The sequence below is a fragment of the Moraxella pluranimalium genome (genome assembly GCF_002014825.1).
Taxonomy (GTDB): Bacteria; Pseudomonadota; Gammaproteobacteria; order Pseudomonadales; family Moraxellaceae; genus Moraxella; species Moraxella pluranimalium.
Genome location: NZ_MUYU01000009.1, coordinates 63,919 through 85,544 on the forward strand (window position 1 = coordinate 63,919; position 21,626 = coordinate 85,544).

The 21,626-nt window shown below is 45.5% G+C and carries 9 protein-coding genes; 7 read left to right on the forward strand and 2 right to left on the reverse strand.

The features are described 5' to 3' along the window. Positions 1-34: 34 nt before the first annotated feature. On the reverse strand, positions 35-3,760 hold the full coding sequence (gene dnaE / locus B0680_RS03985) for a DNA polymerase III subunit alpha (protein ID WP_078253763.1): 3,726 nt from the start codon (positions 3,758-3,760) through the stop codon (positions 35-37). A gap of 623 nt (positions 3,761-4,383) precedes the next feature. On the opposite strand from dnaE, the gene B0680_RS03990 reads away from it, so the two are divergent. The 5 genes from B0680_RS03990 to B0680_RS04010 all read left to right on the forward strand — a co-directional run bounded on the left by B0680_RS03990 (position 4,384) and on the right by B0680_RS04010 (position 15,882). Continuing rightward, positions 4,384-5,265 carry an FkbM family methyltransferase gene (locus B0680_RS03990; protein ID WP_078253764.1) on the forward strand — a complete coding sequence of 294 codons (882 nt, stop codon included), beginning with the start codon at positions 4,384-4,386 and terminating at the stop codon, positions 5,263-5,265. 123 nt (positions 5,266-5,388) lie between these two features. After that, complete coding sequence (locus B0680_RS03995) at positions 5,389-9,645, forward strand: exodeoxyribonuclease V subunit gamma (protein WP_078253765.1); 4,257 nt, start codon at positions 5,389-5,391, stop codon at positions 9,643-9,645. Next, on the forward strand, positions 9,642-13,499 hold the full coding sequence (locus B0680_RS04000; RefSeq protein WP_078253766.1) for a UvrD-helicase domain-containing protein: 3,858 nt from the start codon (positions 9,642-9,644) through the stop codon (positions 13,497-13,499). The genes B0680_RS03995 and B0680_RS04000 overlap by 4 nt, the downstream gene beginning before the upstream one ends. A gap of 46 nt (positions 13,500-13,545) precedes the next feature. Continuing rightward, positions 13,546-15,612, forward strand: coding sequence for an exodeoxyribonuclease V subunit alpha (gene recD, locus B0680_RS04005; protein WP_078253767.1), 2,067 nt, complete (start codon positions 13,546-13,548; stop codon positions 15,610-15,612). Positions 15,613-15,681: 69 nt separating this feature from the next. Beyond that, a complete protein-coding gene (locus B0680_RS04010; RefSeq protein ID WP_078253768.1) occupies positions 15,682-15,882 on the forward strand; it encodes a ribbon-helix-helix domain-containing protein in 201 nt (66 codons plus the stop codon). A 103-nt stretch (positions 15,883-15,985) separates the two neighbouring features. Here B0680_RS04010 and B0680_RS04015 read toward each other — a convergent pair whose 3' ends face one another. Next, positions 15,986-16,609, reverse strand: a complete 624-nt coding sequence (locus tag B0680_RS04015) for a hypothetical protein (RefSeq protein ID WP_078253769.1) — start codon at positions 16,607-16,609, stop codon at positions 15,986-15,988. A 355-nt stretch (positions 16,610-16,964) separates the two neighbouring features. Here B0680_RS04015 and dusB point away from each other — a divergent pair, with 355 nt between their 5' ends. Both dusB and B0680_RS04025 read left to right on the forward strand, forming a co-directional pair. Further along, complete coding sequence (gene dusB / locus B0680_RS04020; protein ID WP_078253770.1) at positions 16,965-17,978, forward strand: tRNA dihydrouridine synthase DusB; 1,014 nt, start codon at positions 16,965-16,967, stop codon at positions 17,976-17,978. Between the two features lie 193 nt (positions 17,979-18,171). Next, positions 18,172-21,555, forward strand: coding sequence for an autotransporter domain-containing protein (locus tag B0680_RS04025; RefSeq protein ID WP_078253771.1), 3,384 nt, complete (start codon positions 18,172-18,174; stop codon positions 21,553-21,555). The last annotated feature ends 71 nt before the right edge of the window (positions 21,556-21,626 follow it).

Sequence of the window (21,626 nt, forward strand, 5' to 3'; positions counted from 1 at the left end):
TATTTTTTGGTGATTGATGGCTTTATTGATTAATTTATCTAAAAATCACATTATCCACGCCAAGCACCGATTTGAGCTTGGCGATATTTTCTTCGCTTGGGAAAAGTCTAAATCGCTCATTGACATTGATACGGCTGATACTGCACTCATCATACAGATATAGGCTGATTGACACACAATAATCTGCATGAGCGGTGCTTGGTGTATTCTCATCTTCTTGATCAAATTGATAAGCCAATGCCCGTGGCGGTGGGCTATTTTCTTTAAGAATACTAATCAGCGTATCGATTGCTTGGATGTCTTGGGATGGCACTTTGACATGGATTTCTTTGAGACGGCGTAGGCGTGCTTGCTCAATCGGCTCGGCAGCTTGTAAGCGTAGGAACAATCGCCCATCATCGCTCTCACGCACGCCCACTTTGGCGATGACGACATTGGCGATCTGCATGGTTTCAAGATTGCCTTTTTTGTCATATACAGGCTGATATTCTTCATCATAGGCGCTCACTTTTTTGCCTGCGGTGAGAATATGGCTAAATCGTGAAAAAGTATCATTATAACAGCTTAACTCAACACGGCCTTTGCCGTCATCGAGCTTGACCACCGTACGATCACCAAAGTGCGCCACATCAAAAATCACGCCGGCAATCTTACTACCGCCCTTAAAGCCGGTATCCGATAGATTGAGCACGCTTGACACCGAAGTATAAAGCCCCGTCTCGCCACGATATTCATCGAGCGGATGACCAGTCAGATACAAGCCAAGCGTCTGCATCTCATAGCGTAGGCGGTCTTGGGCATTCCAATAGACATCTTCAAGATCAGGCGCAACCGCTAGGCTGTCATCAACTTCTTGGAATAAATCAAAAGTGCCTGATAGCTGGTTTTGGCGATTTTGGGTGGCGGCTGCCATCGCTTCGGGTAGCTGTCGCCATAGCCCACGGCGGATTTGATGGCTCAGATTGATACCATTGGCAAGATACTGCGGCTTGAGCGTTTCTGCTAAAATATCAAAACAGCCTGCCTTAATCAGTGCTTCAAGCGAGCGTTTGCCGACTTTTTTAATGTCCACACGATTACAAAAATCATAAAGGTCTTTGAACGGCCCATCACGGCGAGCGGCGACGATGCTATTCACTGCTTCTTCGCCCACGCCCTTGACTGCACCGAGTCCATAGACGATGGTTTTGCTGTCTCGTACGACGAATTTCCATTGGCTGTGATTGACGCTTGGCGGAATGACATCCAGCCCAAAGTTATCCGTACAATCACTTCTTAAGAAAACGACTTGGTCGGTATCATCCATCTCCGATGTCAATACCGCCGCCATAAATTCGGCAGGGTAGTAGTGCTTTAGATACGCCGTCTGGTAGGCAAGCACGCCATAGGCTGCCGAGTGCGATTTGTTAAAGCCGTAGCCTGCAAATTTTTCGACTAAATCAAAAATCGATGCCGCAAGCGCACCATCCACCCCTTGCTCAATCGCACCATCTACAAAGGTCGAACGCTGTTTTGCCATCTCTTCGGGTTTTTTCTTACCCATCGCACGGCGTAGCATATCAGCGCCGCCGAGCGTATAGCCTGCCAGCACCTGCGCAATCTGCATCACCTGCTCTTGATAGACGATGACGCCATAAGTCGGCTCAAGCGCAGGCTGTAGCCATTCATGCTGAAAATTTGGGTCAGGGTAGGCGACTTCTTGGATGCCATGCTTGCGGTCAATAAAGTCCATCACCATGCCAGACTCGAGCGGGCCCGGGCGATATAGGGCACACATCGCAATGATGTCTTCGATGTTTGATGGCTTAAGCTGTGCTAGGTATTTTTTCATCCCCGAGCTTTCTAGCTGGAATACCGCCGAAGTCTTGGCTTCTTGTAGCACCGATTCATAGACATTCATGTCATCCAAGGGAAGTGTGTCAAGGTCAATCGGGTCAAGGTTTTGCGCCTTGCGAGTGGCGTTGATGTTGTCAATTGCTGCTTGAATGACCGTTAAGTTTCGCAGTCCCAAGAAGTCAAACTTCACCAAACCGACCGCTTCGACATCATCCTTATCAAACTGACTGACAGGATGACCTTCATCATCACAATACACCGCACTAAAATCACTGATGCGATTGGGGGCAATCAGTACGCCACCTGCGTGCTTGCCGACATTGCGTGTCAAGCCTTCGAGTTTTTTTGCCATCTCCCAAATCTCGGTGATGGCTTCGTGGTCAGGGTTGTCTTCGTTGGTGACCAAATCTTTGAGCTGTGGCTCTTGCTCTAGCGCATCATCTAGGCTGATGCCAGGGGTTTTTGGAATCAGCTTTGAGATGCGATCGCCCATACCAAAGGGCTTGTCTTGGACACGAGTAACATCTCGCACCACCGCACGAGCCGCCATCGTACCAAAGGTGATGATTTGGCTGACCGCTTGGCGGCCATAAGTGCGTGCCACATAGTCGATGACACGGTCACGCCCTTCGATACAAAAGTCGATATCAAAGTCAGGCATCGACACACGCTCAGGGTTCAAGAACCGCTCAAACAGCAAATCATAACGCAAAGGGTCAAGGTCAGTGATGTTCAGCGCATATGCCACAAGCGAACCTGCGCCCGAGCCACGCCCAGGCCCGACGGGTACGCCATTGGCTTTTGCCCAGCGGATAAAGTCCATAACGATAAGAAAATATCCTGGAAAACCCATTTTTAGGATAATGCCAAGCTCATATTCAAGCCGTTCATCATAAGGTTTGCGGATATCTGCCCAGTCATCGCCACGCTCAGCAGGCGGATAGAGTTTATCAAGGCGTTTATTGAGACCATCGGCGGATGTCTTACGAAAAAATGTCTCAATCGTATCGCCTTCGGGAATAGGAAAATCAGGCAAGACATTAATGCCAAGCGTGAGCGTAACATTACAACGAGATGCCAAGCGATTGGTATTTTCGATGACTTGTGGCAAATCAGCAAACAGCGCCGTCATCTCAGCTTGGGTCTTAAAATACTGCTCTTCGCTATAGATGCGTGGACGGTGGGAGTTGCCAAGCGTATAGCCACTAGCAATACACACACGGGCTTCGTGAGCATCAAAGTCGCTACTGGTATCGACTTCTTTTGCGCCATCGCTTGGCTTGGGCGTAGCTTTCATAAAGCGTACATCATTATGGGCAATGATAGGGATGCCAAGCGCTGATGCTTGGATGATGGCCTGTTCATTAAAGCGGTTGTCTTGGTTGTGCGTGCGTTTGATACCCAGGTATAGTCTATCGCCAAACACCGCTTGCCATGCTTTGAGCGTCGCTTGGGCGTTCTCAGGGTGATTGCCCATCAGTGTCGTCGCCATCTCGGAGCGAGAAGTCAGCACCGCAATGATGCCATCATGTCGCTCAAACAGTGCTTGCTTGGTGATAATCGGCGTGACAACACTCACCGAGCCATTGTCATTCATCGGACGCATGGTATAGGCATCTGATACTAGGCGTAATAAGTTTTTGTAGCCATCATTATTCATGGCGTACAAAATCACGCTAAAGCGGTTCTCTTCATCTTCACGGCTGATGGCGTTGCCGATGACAAATTCAGTGCCGATGATTGGCTTGATGCCTGCGCCGATACACGCTTTATAGAACTTCACCACCGCAAACATATTGTTCCAGTCGGCAAGCGCAAGCGATGTCTGACCATCAGCTGCCGCCGCTTTGACCAGCTCTTTGATACGGATGATAGAATCGACAATGGCAAATTCGCTACGAACGCCCAAGTGTACAAATGACATAGTTTATTTAAATAGATAAATTAATATAAATTGCAAAAGTGAATAGCTAACTTTTTTCAAGCTTATCAATCGGTATAAGTCTGATAGCATACCAATTTAGCTTGGCAAAATTTGATTAAGCAGCACAAAGGCAATGATGGCAAAGCCAATGATTAACACCGCCAAGCGAAAAATGCGTGCCGTGCTCATCTGTGATTTAGACATACCGCTTCCTTTGTTAGACAAATTGATGATTATAGCATGATTGCGTGGCTTTGGGTGGCTTATTGTGGTAATGCGCCCAAATTGCAACAAATGCTTTTGTTCGCCCACCGGTCAATCGGCAAAATATATGGCAGCTCATTGTATTTGCGCTATAAATAGTATTTTTGTTATAAAATTACTATATATAACTTAAACTATTGATTTTATGTATAAAATGTTCATAAAATTAGCATAGAAATTTAACAAAACTAATTAGTCTTATGTAAATTTTACTATGCTAATTTGTTGCTTTGTGTTATAATGCTATTTTTATTCTTTCTGTAATGCAACACAACGATACATATAATTGAACGCTCCCGACGCTCCAATTGTATCTTGAGTTTGCTAATTGGTTTGATTTAGCTAAGGAGTGTCAAAAGTTGACCAATCGTATTGATGATCTTCGTTGGGGAAGATTTGCTTTAATGGATTGCGACCTTGTAAGTGGTACTGCCAGACTGTTTGGCGAATGGTCGGATGTTGAGATTGCATTTTTGCACACACTACTTGAGCCGACAGATAATATTATTGAAGTTGGCTCTAATCTTGGATTGCACGCCGTACCTTTGGCAAAAGCCATACCACAAGGTGTGTTTATTGGTTTTGAGCCGCAACAAGTGATTTTTGAGCATCTGTCCACCAATCTTCGTTTGAATCAGCTGGATCATGCGCTGTGTTTTTGTCAGGGCGTAGGGGATAAGAATGCGTGGCTTGAAATTGAGACGTCAAATTATCAGACTCAATGGAATTATGGCAGTTTTTCTTTGGATAAAGGATTTTCAACCGAACATCAATTTCCAGCATCCACCCAAACGCAAAAGGTGCAAATTGTTACACTGGATACGCATCCGCAAGTTGCTAAGTTGCAACATCTCAAGTTGCTAAAAATGGATGCTGAAGGCTATGAAACTCGTGTGTTGGACGGTGCAAAATCGCTTATTAATCGCTTTCGCCCATTGATTTTTACCGAAATGCAACTTAAAGCGGGCGTGGATATTTGGCACAAAATGACTCAAATGGATTACGAGTGCTATTGGTTTGCATCGTGTCGTTACCAGTCCGATAACTATCGCCAGATAAAAGTAGAAGACTTGCCAAAAGGACAATTTTTTGAATTTGGATATGATACGAATGCAATTTGCATTCCCAAAGAGTTAGCTTTTAGTGTGCCGTCATATCTACAAAAAATACAAAGTGAGCACTTTGAAGGTGGTGGCATCACACTAAAAGCAATCACCAAGTCAGATATTTATGCAAATTAAACGTTGATATGCGCCATGTTAAAAAGACAGACTGAATAAGCCTGTCTTTTTAACATGTAACCGATATGGAAAATTGATAAAAATATCGGTACAATAAATTCATCCTTTTATTGTGCGACTGCCATGTTTTATATCACCCAATCCAATGATACGCAGATTTTATTAGACCGTTTAATCCAAATTTATCAAAGCCAAACCGCTGATGGACGACACACATCACTGGGTGCACAAGTGTTTGCGCCGTTTACGGTGATTGTGCCATCGATGGTGCTTGGCGATTGGCTCACTAAGGCGGTGGCGAGCCAAATCGGTATCAGCACGCTGTTTACTGCACAGTTTTGGGGTCAATATCAGTGGCAGATGATTCAAAAAGTGCTCAAAATCGACGCCGAGCACAACGCCCAAATCGGTCGCAATGACAGCTTAGAAGTCCCCGAAGTGGCGGTACTATCCGCATCAGTGATGCGTTGGCGATTGTTTGGATTTTTGAGTGCGATTGATAATAATCAGCTACATGAGATTTTAGATAATCACAATCATCCGCTTGAGTTTTTGTTAGCAACACTACATGATAAAAAGGCAGACACTTTGCCCGAGCACCGCATTTGGCAAGTCTGTGAAGAGCTGTCTGCGGTCTATGTGCGCTATCTGACCCATCGCCCCGAGTGGTTACACGCTTGGACACATGATGAGCCACTGCCGATGAGCGTCGATGCAATGATAGCGCAAAAACAGCAATTTGCCACTGTCTTTGGCGATGATGCCGAGACACCCGAATGGCTAAGCCTGCATTATCACAAACTCGAAGCGCTGCTACGCTATCTGTGGCGTTCGTTATTTGCACAGGTGTATGACTATCGTGAAGCCTTAGAACACCGATTTTGGCAGGTGCTGACAGGCGAGCGGGGCGATGCGGTGTATCATCTTGCCACAGGCGTATTGCCACAGGCGTTGTACTTATTTACTGTTCAGCAGATTCCGCTGGTTGAGTTACAATTTTTAAAGCGTTTATCGACATTCATTGATGTGCATTTATTCCACTTTAATCCATCCAAGATGTTTTGGGCGGATATCGTCGATAAAAACTGGCTTGCCACACAGCGCATCATCAGACCCAATACCGTTTATCTCAAAGATCACGGGCACAGCTTATTATCAAGATTAGGTAAAGAATCAAGAGAAACTTTTGCCATGCTTGCTGATATGTCAGGCGGTGAGTTTTATTATGAAAAACCATTGCAAGCAAGCTCAACGACTGATGATACCATCCGCCCGCATGATTGGCAGGTGGTGTGGTCGGATGAATTTCGTCAATTTGACAGCAGTCAAGGACTGCTCAATCAGCTCAAAAAAGACATTTTGATGCTTGATGAATCAGGCGTCAGCGATGAATGGCTTGGCGATGTACTGGATATACTTCAAGACAAACAGCGAGCCAAAGGCATCATGACGCTTGACGACACAGCACGCTTGCCAAGCTTATCCATCCATGCTTGTCATAGCCTAAAAAGACAGCTTGAAATCGCACGTATCATGATTGCTCGCTATCTCAATGAGCCCAATGCCGACGGCAGTGCACGCCATCTATCCGATGTCGTGGTGTATCTGCCTGATGTCGCCGAAGCCGAATCGCTGATACGACTGGTGTTCGATGACGGGGTGGGTGTCGATGGCTTGTCATTGCCCGCCAAAATCACCGGCACGACCAATAAGACGATTGATGAGCTGATGCAGGCAATTGCCGGGTTTTATACTTTGCTTGGCGGTCATGGCAGATTTTATTGCCAAGATGTCTATGACTGGCTGATGCTCCCTGCGATGTACCAAAGCTTTCACCTAAGCTTTGATGAGATGAGCCGAGCTTGCGAGCTACTTGCCCAAGCAGGTTTTCGACGGGGATTTGATGCACGGCATTTGGCACAGACGCTCGATGGCGATGATGTCGATTATCGTTATAGCTTTAGCTATGCTTTAGACCGCTTGGTACTTGGGCTACTCAATCCCGATGATGATACCAAGCCAAATAGCCTATTGTATCCATTTGACTGGCAAGCAGGGGCATTTGGCGAAGCGACGACACCGCTATCGGGTGTCAGCCTATCCGACCAAAAAATCATCAGCGCCCTGTGCGCCATCCATGACGGGCTATCCGCTGTCTATGGGCAGTATCAGCAGGTGGACTTGGTGCAGACTTGGCTGGATAAAATCGAAACCGATGTCATTGACCGCTATTTTGCCCATCTCAAAGACACGCCACAGATGCGAGCCATCTTTGAAGCCAAAAACAGCATCGCAGCGAGCCTACGAGCCAATAAAAACTACCATAAGCACCTAAAAAACCATCACGAACATATCTTACAAAGCAATGATGAAATTAAGCTAAGCTTACAATTTGTCCTAGAGAGTATCAGTGCAATGGTAGCAAATCAAGCCATCAGTGCCGAGCCTGCAGGCGTGATTACCTTTGCACGGTTTGGTGCACTGCGTAGTATTCCGTTTGGGCTGACTGTGATGCTGGGCATGAATTTATCCGCATTCCCACGCCAAGATACCGTACAACGGCTTGATCTGATGCGTGCAGGGCTACGCCGTCGTGGTGACCGCATGAACGAAGATGATGACAATGGGGCGTTTTTGGATGCGATATTGTGTAGCCGTGATGCGTGTATGATTTTTTATGACAGCATTGCATCTGATGGCATTACTGAATTATTGCCGGCATCGCCCGTCAGTGAGTTATTAGAATTTTTGAAAAATGGCGTTGATTGGCAAACCAGTCTTGCCAAGGGCATCACTTGGATGGATGTCACATCCGATGAGATTGGTTCTGCTATTGCCAAAGCCATGCCAAGCGTGGTTGAGCAGTATTTGGTTACACATCACGCCGCCACAAGCTTTGATGAGTCGTTATTTTATCAATCAGATGCCAAAGAGGTGATAGAACACGCCGAACAGCTTGAGAGTTATGTACATGACTTGCTCATGGCAAAAATACACACCCTCAAAGACGCTGAGCGAGCACGTCTCGTCCCAGCGCCACTTTGGCAATCGATTCGCACCATGCTCGATCAGCAAAGCGAACAGATGGCACAGCAAGCACTTGCCACATTCCCAAGTGATGATGAATATCAAGCAATCTTTGATGCACTCATTGGCCATTTATCATATCAATCAGATGGTCAAGCCAAAATCACAAAGCTAATAGCACAGTATCAGCTGATATTACCAAGTATCATGACGGTCAGCGAACTTGCGTCACGGCACAGTCGTTTTGCGCTTAATTTTTTACAAAATAAAATTAGCCTAGATGATGAAAACGATGAAGATACACAAGATGAGCCGCTTAGCCTAGATGCGCTGACACGCTATCAGACTCACGATCGGATCATCCAAGCGATGGCGAATGGGGCGTTTGATGGTATGAGTATGCGTGACTGGATGGCACAGATTTTGAATAAAAACTTATCAATATCATCCAATCAACCCAATCAAGTGGCAAGTCAGACAGCTGGGCATAATACACAAGTAAGTACACAGGCAAATGCACAAAGACAGTTTCGTGCGATTTTTTATGATGACTTATTGCCTGCAGGTGTCAGTCGATTTGACAGTCTGCACGAGCGATTGGTGGCGATTGCTGACATTGCCGATACGCTATTTGAACATCTATCCAAGCACCACATCCTAAGCACAGATGACTGCCAAGCGATAGCTAGTGCTGATGACATGAATTATTCCAAGCTGATTCATCCTGTGCATGAAGTCGGTGTGACGCTACAGTTTGGCGAGCACAAGCTTAGTCTAATGGCACACCTACCCAAAGATACACCAAACTGTTGGCTATCTATTTTGCCAAAATCCGTCCGTGCCAAGCATCTACTGCAGGCGTGGCTATCGCACCTAGCATGGCAAATTGTGTGCCAAACCACACAAGATGACATCACGGCAGGGCGTTATCATAGCATTTGGCAATTTAGTAAATCTTCAGGATTGACCAAAGATATCGGACTCGGTGATGATGTGGATATGCTATGCTTTAAGCCTATCGGAGCCACAACTGCCAAGCATTTGCTTGAGTGCTTTGTGCTGATTGCACAGCTGAGCTATCATCTGGTGCTACCTATGACCATCGATGCAGCTATCAAGATTGCTTTTCATCATGGTACAGATAAATTAAACTTAAACGAAAAAATATTTTATCAATATATCAACAGCTATCAACAAGAGATGGAACAAGCATGGCAAGTATTGCTAACAAATACAGACATAGAATCTGAGATGCAGCGTGCATATGATTTGGGACAAATTCTCTACCAAATTCTGCCATCCATGCTATGCACCATCGATACGCTTGCAGTCGCAAAAGGGGATAAATCATGAGCAACAAAACAACAGGCATTCCTGCCATTGACTGTACGCTAACAGGTGGCTATCTGATTGAAGCATCGGCAGGCACGGGCAAGACTTGGACGCTGACGGGTATTATCTTGCGACTACTGATTGAGCATAAATATGCCCCCGAGCGTATCATCGCCACGACATTTACCAAAGCTGCCGCCGCAGAGATGCAAGAGCGCATCTATGAGCGCTTGCAATCATTCTATGGGCTGATGCGTTGGCTAAAAAGTGTGCAAACACAGCATCCGCATTGGTTCGTTGCAGATGAAGAAAATATTGATACTATTATTCAAGAAATCAATGAATATGCAAGTGATGCACAAGTCGCAGGTGATGACCCTATTAATCAGTATTTATTAACAAATCTACTGCTAGCAGGTGGGCACGCCATTGATGAATCTCTACGGCGTACAGCACTGGTTTTGACAACTTTGGATAAGCTATTTGTTGGGACGCTAGACAGTCTTGCCCAAAAATGGCTACGGGAATTTTCATCTCAAATCGGTCATCGCTCAGACAGTGAGATTTTGATGGACAAAAGTGCCGTCATTCATGCACTGGTGCATGACCAATTGCGTGCGCATCAGTCTCGCCTAAGTAAACATCAGCCTGATATTTATCAGCAAATACTGAGTGTTTCACCATCATTTTTTAGTAATGTTGAACAGTTTGCACAGTTTGTCAATACAGCCATCAATTTTTATTCTGCGCCACTTGACAAAATCAAGCCCATTAACATCGTGGATACGGCAGTCATTGAGTGCTGGCTTGATGAGTTTTTGGCAGTGGATTTGTCGCAATTTGCACCGTTTTTTGATGCAGAATATCGCCGTCAAGTGGGCATCGGTGGCACAAAATCCTTGCCAAAACAGCTGCCATTGCTTGCAGAGCTATATGATAAGTTATCCGCACATCGTTTGGATTTTGTTCACCATCTGACCAAGCAAGAGATTGCTTTTATCGATGAAATAGAAAAATTTTCACAGGTGGATTTTTTTAATAAAACTTGCGATACGACAGCCAAAGCGACCTTTATCGGACTGCCGTGGGATAGGGTGACACTGGTCAAAACAATATACAACACACTCAACACTCAAGCAAAGTATCATTATGATTTGCTAAAATATGACATCATCAACTCTGTGCGTGAACAGCTCATGAGTGTGCTAGAATCACAAGGGCAAACCACCTTTGAACTGCAAATGGTGCGTCTAAATCAAGCACTAGATGCTGATGAAGGCTTGGCGGAGCACATACGCCATCACTATCCTGTAGCGCTGATTGATGAGTCACAGGATATCAATGGCTTGCAAGCGCAGATGATTGAAAAAATCTATCTCTCACGCTTGTTCAATTATGAAGACAAGCTAAACACATATCACAAATATGGTGGCGATAAGCCTAAGCCTGTCAAAGGATTTTTGTTACTTGTGGGCGACCCCAAGCAGGCGATTTATCGCTTTCGTGGTGGTGATGTCGCCAACTACAACTGGCTAAAATTTTATGGCGAAGATAAGCTCGGTCACCCTGTACTCAATCAGTCGCTATCACTGACCCAAAACCGCCGTTCCAACCAAGCGCTGATTGGTGCGTTGAATGAATGGTTTGTCAAAGGCAACACAGACGATTGGTCAAATCATGCCAATCTAGGGCAAAGCATCAGCTACGAGACCATCGAAGCGGTGAATGAAACCCAGCGATTGTCATGGCAGCAGGGATCGCCACAAGCGGAGTTTATCGGTCGGATGCCAATGTCGCTACTCCACACCGCATCGGATATTGCCGAAAAAACCGCACTGCATATCAACAGCTTATTACAGCAAGGCTATCACATCGATGGGCGATTGGTGCAGCCATCAGATATCGCAGTGTTGGCACGCGGACATAAACAGCTTGCCGAAGTCAAAAAGTGTTTAGATGAACTAAAAATTCCTGCGCTAAATACCAAGACCATCAGTGTCTTTGCCACGCCTGCCGGTGATGATTTGCACACCTTACTATTGGCAGTGATAGATAGTCGCTCCACAGCCAATCTTGGCAGGCTTTTGGTCGGCCGCTTAGTCGGTATGTCGCTTGATGATGCCGTTCGATTGCTCGACGGGGATGCTGACAGTGAAATGACATCCAGTGACGCATCGTTTAATAAATCCGACATTTTATCATATCTACATAAAATTCATGACAAATGGCAAAATCACAGCTTATCATCAGCACTGAACTATGCACTTGGCAAAGCGCCATTTACCGATGGTGGCAATCTATGGCTGGTCGCTGCATCGCTTGGTGAGCGTTATTTGGCGGACTTGTGGCAGTTGATTGAACTTTTGAGCGCCCAAAGTGACTTGCACGAAAAACAGCTATTAACTTGGTATCAATCGCAAAGGCACAGCGAAGATGAGAGTGTCGGACGTCGTATCTTGCCCAGTGAAACTGGTGTCAATCTGATGACTATGCACAAATCCAAAGGTTTGGAATTTCCCATCGTTTATGCACTTGGGCTTGATGCATCCGCTGTCGCCACAGTGCATGGCGAGAAGATTTATCCGTATAGTAATGAGCGGTTTGAGCGCTGTATCTCAACAGTGATGTACAAAGATAACGATGATGATTATTTCAAAAATCTTGATAATCAAGAAGGTATCGCTGAGATGCGACGACTAGGCTATGTGGCACTGACCCGTGCCAGTGAGCAAATTTTTATTGTGGCAAAGGTTGCTGGCAGAAATTCTAGCATTGATTCTAGACCACTATTTCAATGGCTAGAATGCTCACCAAAAACCCCACAATTGCCCGAGCGTATGACATCACTGATGGATGAGATTAATCTAGATGAAGTGATACTGAATGACGCCATCTATAAGCAATCACAAACGCATGAGCTCATACCGCTGACTTATCAAGATTGGGATACGCTATTGCCTATCAAACGCTTTGTTGGTGCGTATAAAACCAGCTTTACCGCCTTGGTGAGCCGACTGGATAAGCCGACCAAAGATTTATTGACCGAGCTTGCCGACCATGATGAGATGGCGGTATTGACCGAACTACAGGCTGATGTGCAGGCGGTAGATGGTCATGAGATAAATATTCGCAATAGCTTTATTAAAGGTAGCAGGGCGGGCGATTTTTTGCACAAAGTATTACAACACATTGAACCCAATCGTATCAGTGGTGTGGTTGATGACTTTGTCCGTCGATTGTCTTTACCAAGTAAGTACAATAGCCAAAGCCAATTAAAAGATGGGATAAATGACAAAGGCGAGCATGACCAGCTGGTGATGTGGCTAAATGATGTCATTCATGCGCCATTTGCCGCATCTGGTGTCAGCTTGGCATCACTTGCAAGTGGTGTGCAGGTGCGAGAGCTTGGCTTTACCTTGGGGCTTAAGCCGTCATTTGATATTGATAAGCTTAACGAAGTATTTAAACAATATAGTGATAAACCACTGTCATTATCCACCCAAGAGCATCAAGCGGTGTGGTATCGCTTTATGCGTGGTGAGATTGACTTGGTGTATGAGCACGCAGGCAGATTTTTTATTGTAGATTACAAATCCAATTATCTGGGTGATAGCCGTGATGATTATCACCTTGACAAGATGAATGAGGCGATGAGCGAGGCGGGGTACTGGCTACAAGCCGTGATTTATCAAGTGGCACTACATCGTTTATTAAAGATTAAATTGGCTGATTATACCGGCAATGAACAGCGTTATCTTGGTGCGGTTGAGTACTTTTTCTTAAGAGGGATTTATAATGATGATGCAGATATGGGCAAGATGGTGTGGCAGCCGCCGTTTGAGCTGATTATGGCGGTTGATGCCTTATTTGGCTGATATTGTGATAAAGTTGATAGATATTGATAAAGGATAATAAATAATCATGACGAGCACCATTTTAGAAGATAGCATCAGTCGCTATGTCACCAGACGCATTCATGACCATGCCAATTGGTATCAGCACAAGTCATTGCTTGCGACTCCGTTTGAGCTAAAAGCATCAGATGAAGCGACTTTTTATGTCATTCATGAAGCATTATTACAGCTCATCTCATCAGGTCATACTGTATTAAAACTTGATAATCAATCTACCGACACGCTTGGCATCACATCATTACAGTCTTGGCAGTCGTTGTGTCTTGAGCCGATATTGGTGCAGATCAATCAGTATTTGGATACGCCGTTTGGGTTTGATACGGTATTTGACCAAATGAATGCACTGCTTGATGATGCACAGGCGTTGCTATCATGGACAATTCAGCAAACCAATACGCTGATTGCACAGCTAAAGGCACAGCCTAAGGTCATCAGCGATGGACAAATCGCCCAAGTGCGTGAGCGATTTTTGTGGGTGCTGCGTGCATACTATGTGATGCAAAAAATCGCAGGTGGCAATCTGATGACATGGGCACAGTGTCTGCCGAAGGCGTTTTTTACGCCGAGCAGTATAGATGGTGAGCGTTATGACGGTGAGCACATCGCACCCATTCGCTATAGCATGAGCGCTGATGCGGTGTATCTGTGGACTCAGCGTGCCTACCGAGCAGAATCACAGCTGATGGCGCATATCCATCGACTTAGTCGTGCGGTGGTGCAGCCGTTTGGCACGGCTGGCATATCATCCGAGCTAAATGCCGAGCAGGCGGCGGCGGTAAAACTGGTGGCAACTCATGCCTTTGGGCTAATTACCGGCGGGCCGGGAACGGGCAAGACCTACACTGTAGCGCAAATCGTACTTGCGCTAATGCGTGATTTGCAAGGTGAAATGCCGTCTTTGGCACTGGCTGCACCGACAGGCAAGGCGGCACAGCGTATGAGCGAATCGCTACAAAACTCATTGCACAAATCACTGCCTGATAAGCACAATCTTAGCCTACCCGAACCCAAGACCATTCACCGCCTGCTCGGTATGGGTAATCGGGGCAAGCCACGCTACGATGCCAACAATCCACTGCCATATCAGATGATTATCATCGATGAAGCATCCATGCTCGGCACGGAGCTTGCGTGCCAATTACTAGCAGCAATCGCCACAGGAACACGAGTGATACTGCTTGGGGATGCCAATCAGCTGGCCGCTGTCGATGCCGGTGCGGTACTGGCGGATTTGTGCCGTATGCCTAGCTTGTCGCCATATCGGGTCAATCTTGTAGAATCCAAGCGATTTGATGACAAATCTGCGGTGGGGCAGCTGGCAAAGTTTGTGCAGCTCGCAGATGATGATACTGATTTTACAGAGTTTGATACACTGGTTCAGCGATTTAATCAGTTGCATTTTTATCCTTTGCAAGCACAGCAAATCACGGCGTGTTATGATGGCTTGGTAGCGGATTTTATGCCGTATTTTGAGCTGACCAAGCAGTATCAATATCGCTTTGCCACGATGGATACGGATGCTCAGGCGCAGGCGGTGAGTGACATTTTTAAAACCTTAAACAACTACCGTATCCTGTGTGCATCGCACATGGGGGCGTGTGGCGATGATGCCATCAATGCGCACTTATCCAAGATGCACCGCAAGCATCTGCACACACCGCCATCCAATTCACCGTGGTATCATGGGCGTGTGGTGATGGTAACCCAAAACCGCTATGACTTAGGTCTGTTTAATGGGGATATTGGCGTGTGCTTGTGGGGCGCTGATGGCTTGACGGTGTATTTTGAAGGTGATAGCGTGCGTAAGCTGTCCGCCGAAGTGCTCGATGAGCATACCATCACCACTGCCTATGCCATCACAGTGCACAAATCGCAAGGCTCTGAATGGGAAAAAATCGCCATCGTCTTTGATGAAGCCAATGCACGCCTGCTGTCAAAAGAGCTGATTTATACCGCCATCACCCGAGCCAAATCCCAAGTGGTGATATACAGCACCAAGCCTACCATCATGCTTGCGATAACCACACCGACCGTCAGACAGACAGGGCTTGCGGTTGTGGACTTTGCAGGTTAGGGTGATAAGTTGTGTAGTTTTTTTATAATGTTTATTTTATAATGTTTATTTTATAAATCAAGGGTTGTTATGCCAAAAATCACATCCACTCCCAAAACAGGCCGTGAAATCAATGAAGCATCTATGGCACGCCGTGGCATTGTCAATAAAGCATTCAAACTGCACGAAGATACAGTGGCACTAGTCAAAACATTATCCGAACAAACGGGCAAATCTCAAGCGCAAATCGTCACCGAAGCCTTGCAGATGTATGCAAATCAGTGTGATTAACTTGTTGTTTGTTTTACAAATGATGTCGAAAAAAGTTAGATTGCTAAAAATTTTGAAGCTTTGCTAGACTGGCAATAATACTATGCTAATACCCCCAATTCTCCTACTGCTTGGGGAAATCGGCAATATTGTTAATAGTGATGCTACCGGATTTGTCAATTCGAATATGCGGACCTATGCCAAGCTGGTCATAGTTAAAATAAATATCGATTATCTTGGCTTTATCCATATCTTGCTTATATGGTTTAAGTCCTTGATAATATAAGGGTTTTGGTTCACCATCATCAATGCGATAGGCGAGTACATCTGTTGGTTTTGGGCGTCCAACAAGGCGAAAATTCTCGACATCGAAACCAAATTGCCCATAATCCCTACGAAAAGCCACAACGACAGAGCTCCCCTGTGTAGGTTGAACAAGGTCAAAAATTCGCTCATATTTTGTCGCTTGCAGGTGATGAAAATGCCCAATTGACTTCACCAAGACGCCTTTACAATCGATATCTATTGGTTTTTCGGCGGTGGCATGAAATGTAACTTTCTCTGGCAGAATGGGAAATTGTGCTGGTGTCTCATAGCTTACCTGTACACTTGTGCCAACAATATCAGCATCATTATAGCGCTTAGACGACAGATGCAAAGTGAGTGTATCGCAATTAATCTTGTCATTAGCCCATGATGGTGCTGACAGCAAAAGTCCAACAACGCCTATAAATGCACGCTTTAGCATAATTATCCTTTGGTTATGATTTGATTATTTTATAACCAATATTCATCCAAAAATCAACCCATGCCACAGAAAATAGCAAATATACCCGTCAGGTAATGTTAAAAGTAGCAGGCATATCGGATAGATGTATGAAAATGGGGTTGAGCAGACACAACAAACCCCACAAGAATTGCAAGCTTTGCCAATGATATCACACAGTTTTATTCATGCAGATGGCATAAAATAAGCAAATCTCAAATTAACTCTTTCACCAATGATTCTTTACTAAACGCCTTTTAGCGTGTAAAATCGGGCAAATCTTAGCGCTTGCTACGCTTATCATGGCGCAAAATAGACAACAATAGAAAAACACACAATGCAAAACCCCCAAAAACCCCTTGAAAATCAACATCCTTTGCTACAGCCCTTATATATCGGGGGTTTGGAAATCAAGAACCGTTTGTTCGTGGCACCAATGGCGGGAGTTACTGACAATCCTTTCAGAAGGCTATGCAAGTCCTTTGGCGCTGGGCACGCCGTCAGCGAGATGATTATTGCTGATACCGCCTTATACGCTCGCAAAAAATCGCTATATCGGGCGAATTTTGATGGTGAAATTGCGCCGATTTCTGCCCAAATCGCAGGGGCTGAACCTGACAAACTTGCCGAAGCAGCACGCTTTCAAGTTGCCAATGGCGCGCAAATCGTCGATATCAATATGGGCTGTCCTGCCAAAAAAGTATGCAAAAAATTGGCAGGCTCGGCATTGCTACAAGATGTGGATTTAGTCAAAAGACTACTAAATACTGCTGTACAATCGGTGGATGTGCCTGTCACGCTCAAAACTCGGCTCGGCTTTGCCAATGGTCAAGAAAATATCCTAGAAGTCGCCAAAATCGCTGAAGATGCAGGCATCGCCGCCATCGCCATTCATGGGCGCACTCGTGAAGATTTTTATACAGGGCAGGCGCGCTATGAGTTAATCAAAAAAGTGAAAGATAGCTTAACAATTCCCGTCATTGTCAATGGCGATATTGATAGCCCACAAAAGGCACTGGATGTCTGGCAACAAACTGGTGCTGATGCGGTGATGATAGGGCGAGCGGCGCAGGGGCGACCTTGGCTGTTTCGTGATATTGCACATTTTGCCGAGACGGGCGAAGAGTTGTCGCCACCAAGTGTAGCAGAGCTGCGCCAAATTGTCCTGACGCATTTAGAAGAGTTATACCGCTTTTATGGTGAATACTCAGGCTGTCGCATCGCTCGCAAGCACATCGCATGGTACACAGGTGGTCTGCCTAATTCCAATGCCTTTCGTGAGGCGATGTATGCCTGCGAGACGACCGCCGAGCAGTATCGGGCGGTGGATAAATTTTTGAGTATTTTTTAATTGGTTTGCAGGTTGATTCGTTCGGTTATATTGTGAGTTTTGTATAATTATTAGGCAGTCATTGCAAAATTTTTTGTGATGGCTGTTTTTATTTGGATAAATCACTTGTCATAGTGTGGAAATGCTGTTACTATCGAGCAATGTTTTCGCATTATAAGCGCAATAAAGCAAATCCAAACAATAGGAGTGTTGTATGAACCGAGCTTATCGAGTGATTTTTAACCATGCCACAGGCGTATGGCAGTGCGTGAGTGAATTGGCACGCAGTAAAGGCAAAAGCAAGTCGTTTAAGGCGTTGGCTGTTGCAACAGCCTTGACAATGAGCGGTGAGGCGTTGGCAGATATTGAGCTAACCGACGGGCAATCATATGTTGTAGAAGGTAATAGAGGCTATGATGGCAATGTATCTATATCCAATCCAAATACCAAATTGACCGTTAAAGGTCAGCTTGTGTTTGGTATTAGCCAAGAGACAAATACCAATATCTCCAATCAAGCAGTGGTTCAGAGTAGTAACGACATTGCCATTTCTGTTGGGCAAAATGCTACCGTCACCGTTGATAATGCAAGCTTAGAGAATCAAAGTGGGGTCTTGGCATTGGGACTATCGCCAAACGGTGTTGCCAAACTCATTGGCAAAAATGGTGCAAAAATTACATCTGATAGCATTGTTAGTATTGCCAACAGTAATGACAGCATAGCAAGCATTGAGCTAACAGGCGTAAACACCACCTTGCAAGGAACGGTCATTAATTTGGGTGAACAAGCAAACTCCAAAGGTACGCTAAGTCTAAGCGATAAATCAACTGCGAGTGCTGATCAGATAATAGTTGGGCGCACCTCTAGCTCAACAGGCACACTTAATAGCAACAATGCCTCTCTTAGCACCCATTCGTTAACCGTGGGCTATGAAGGTAACGGTGTCGCCAATCTAACAAATAGCGTTTTAAATCTTGCCAATATTTATTCCCTAGCGGATGGACAGGGTTCTACAGCCAAAGTTGATAGCCAAAATAATATCATTAATGTAAATGGTCTGACAGCCATTGGAGTCAGCGGAGAAGCAATATTAAATAGCACCAAGGATGTCTATAAAATCCAGAAAAATCTAACTGTTGGTCAAGAAGCCAACTCTAAAGGAGTGGTAAACTTTGCAAACAGCATTATATCAGCAAATGATTTGAATATTGCCGTACTTGAAGGTTCGAGTGGTGAAGTTGTCATTAATGGTGCAGAAGCACGTTTACAGATTGAAAATGAACTACACATTGGTTCGGGCGGTACAGGCACACTTACTTTAAATCAAAATTCTAATTATCATGTCGGACATACTTATGTAAGTGGCAACACTTATATCGGTGGCAGTGGTGTCGGTGGCACTGTTGGCACCCAGGGCGGTACAGGTACACTCATCCTAAATGATAGTACACTACGCACCAATGAGATTGTGGTAGGTCATACAGGCAGTGGTACACTTCGACTAGATTCGCTCGATGCTGATAATTATCTAACAGGGTTATATGCAAACCAAATCAGTCGCGATATCAATTCCAAACTGTCTGAAATTTATATCAACGGAGCGGAAATTGGTATCCAGCAAGACCAAGCCAATCTATTTGCCAATTTTACCAAAGATAACAAAATTGAAATTGGTAGCAAAGGCGTGTATTTTGAGACCGAAGGGTATCTTAACAACCAGGGGACAAATGTCACCATCAACCCCAATGCAGTCATCACAGGCAATGCAGGTAGCTTTGATATCAACAATCCTGATATCCCGGGCGGGTTTTTCAAAAGCGGGGTTGGTACATTAACGATTTCTGAAAATACCAAACAGTTCGCTGGTGATATCGCTATCTCTCGTGGCACGCTAAAAATTGATGGTAATTACACCATGAACGGCGAAAATCTCATCATTGGTCTGATTGACTGGAATAGTGACGATACCTTTGATAATAAAGACGAATACGGCAAATTAATCGTGACAGGCAAAGCCGATGTAAGTAACGGTAATTTGGCTGTTTATGTGGATGAATTAATCAAAAATGGCATAACCGCTGACACCGTCGTCAAAGATGTCGTCACCGCAGGCACACTTACAGGTCAATTTAAGCAAGTGACTGATAACAGCCTATTGGTTGACTTTTCTGCGGATTATTCAGATGCCAACAAAGTGCATCTGCGTATGGTTAAAGAAGGCAGTGCAACTGCTCCAACTACTCCAACCACGCCAACTACACCAACCACGCCGACAGAGCCCGAGCTTGTTACCCATAAAGGCGACATTGATACGGGTGCAGCGGCCACAGCAGAGCCTTTGCCAAGTATTGACCCAAGCACTCTAGTGCCAACTCAGCCGGTCGAGACACCTCTGGTGACGCACAAAGGCGATATCGATACTGGCGCAGCAGCTACAGCGGATGCACTGCCGAGCATTGACCCAAGCACCCTAACGCCATCAGCAACAACTAGATTTGTCAAATCTGTCACAGACAATAGCAATCTAGCTTCGCTAGGCATTGCCGCCTACCTAGATCAGCAGGTGGATACCGCTTTGGCAGGAAGTGCAAGTGCGCTTGCAACCGCTATCATTGCCAATGCAACGACCACCAATGGCTTTGTGGCAGATGGTGCAAAATTCAGCCAAGCCGCCAGCGAACTACAGCCACTACTGGTTGGCTCAACCAATCGCCTGATCCATCAGGCTAATGCAGGGGCTATTGATGCGGTATTTGAGCAAGACACCATCCGTGATCGCACACTATGGGCAAAAGTCATTGGCAAAAATAGCACACTTGATGCGACAGATGACGGCTTATTTGGCTATGCCAATGATGAATTGGGCGTGGTGACAGGTATTGATCATTGGTATGGCAATACCAAAGCAGGTCTTGCGCTCTCATACGTCCAAAGCGACGCCGACACCAATGGCGCAAGCACAGTGCACACCGTGACTGCCGATACTGCTCAAGTGATTGCTTATGCAGATCACTATCCGACAGACAGCGTACGCCTGTATGGACAAGCCGCCATTGGACAAAGCCAAATCCAAGGCAAACGCTACATAAATGCATTAACATCTGCTGTCGCAGAGTCGGATTATCAAGCCGATACCATGAATGCAGGATTTGGCGTTGAATATCGCATTGGCACACCATCAGCCAATATCACGCCATTTATGCGCCTAAATTATGCACTTGTACAGGCTGATGCCTACCAAGAAACAGGCGCGGGCGTGTATAATTTATCCGTTAATGCCCAAGATTACCAAAGCTTGCAGGCAACTGTCGGTGCTAAGTTTAAACAAACATTTGGCTCAAAACTTGGACTGACAGGCACATTGGCTGTTGCAGGTGAAAATGGCGATCGCCGTACTGATATTCGAGCAGGCTTCGTGGATACAGTAGGGCAGTTCACCACACATGGTCATGAAGTGGGGCGTGCTATTGGTATCGTTGGCATTGGCGCAACATATCAGCTTAGCCCGATGGCGCAAATCAACGCAGGCTACCAAGGTCAATGGCAATCAGGCTATGACAGCCACTCTGCCAATATTGGCTTTAAGGTACGGTTTTAAGTTTAAACCACGCCAACAAAATATCCAAGCATTTGAATGCTTGGATATTTTTTTATTACAATGACAAGGCA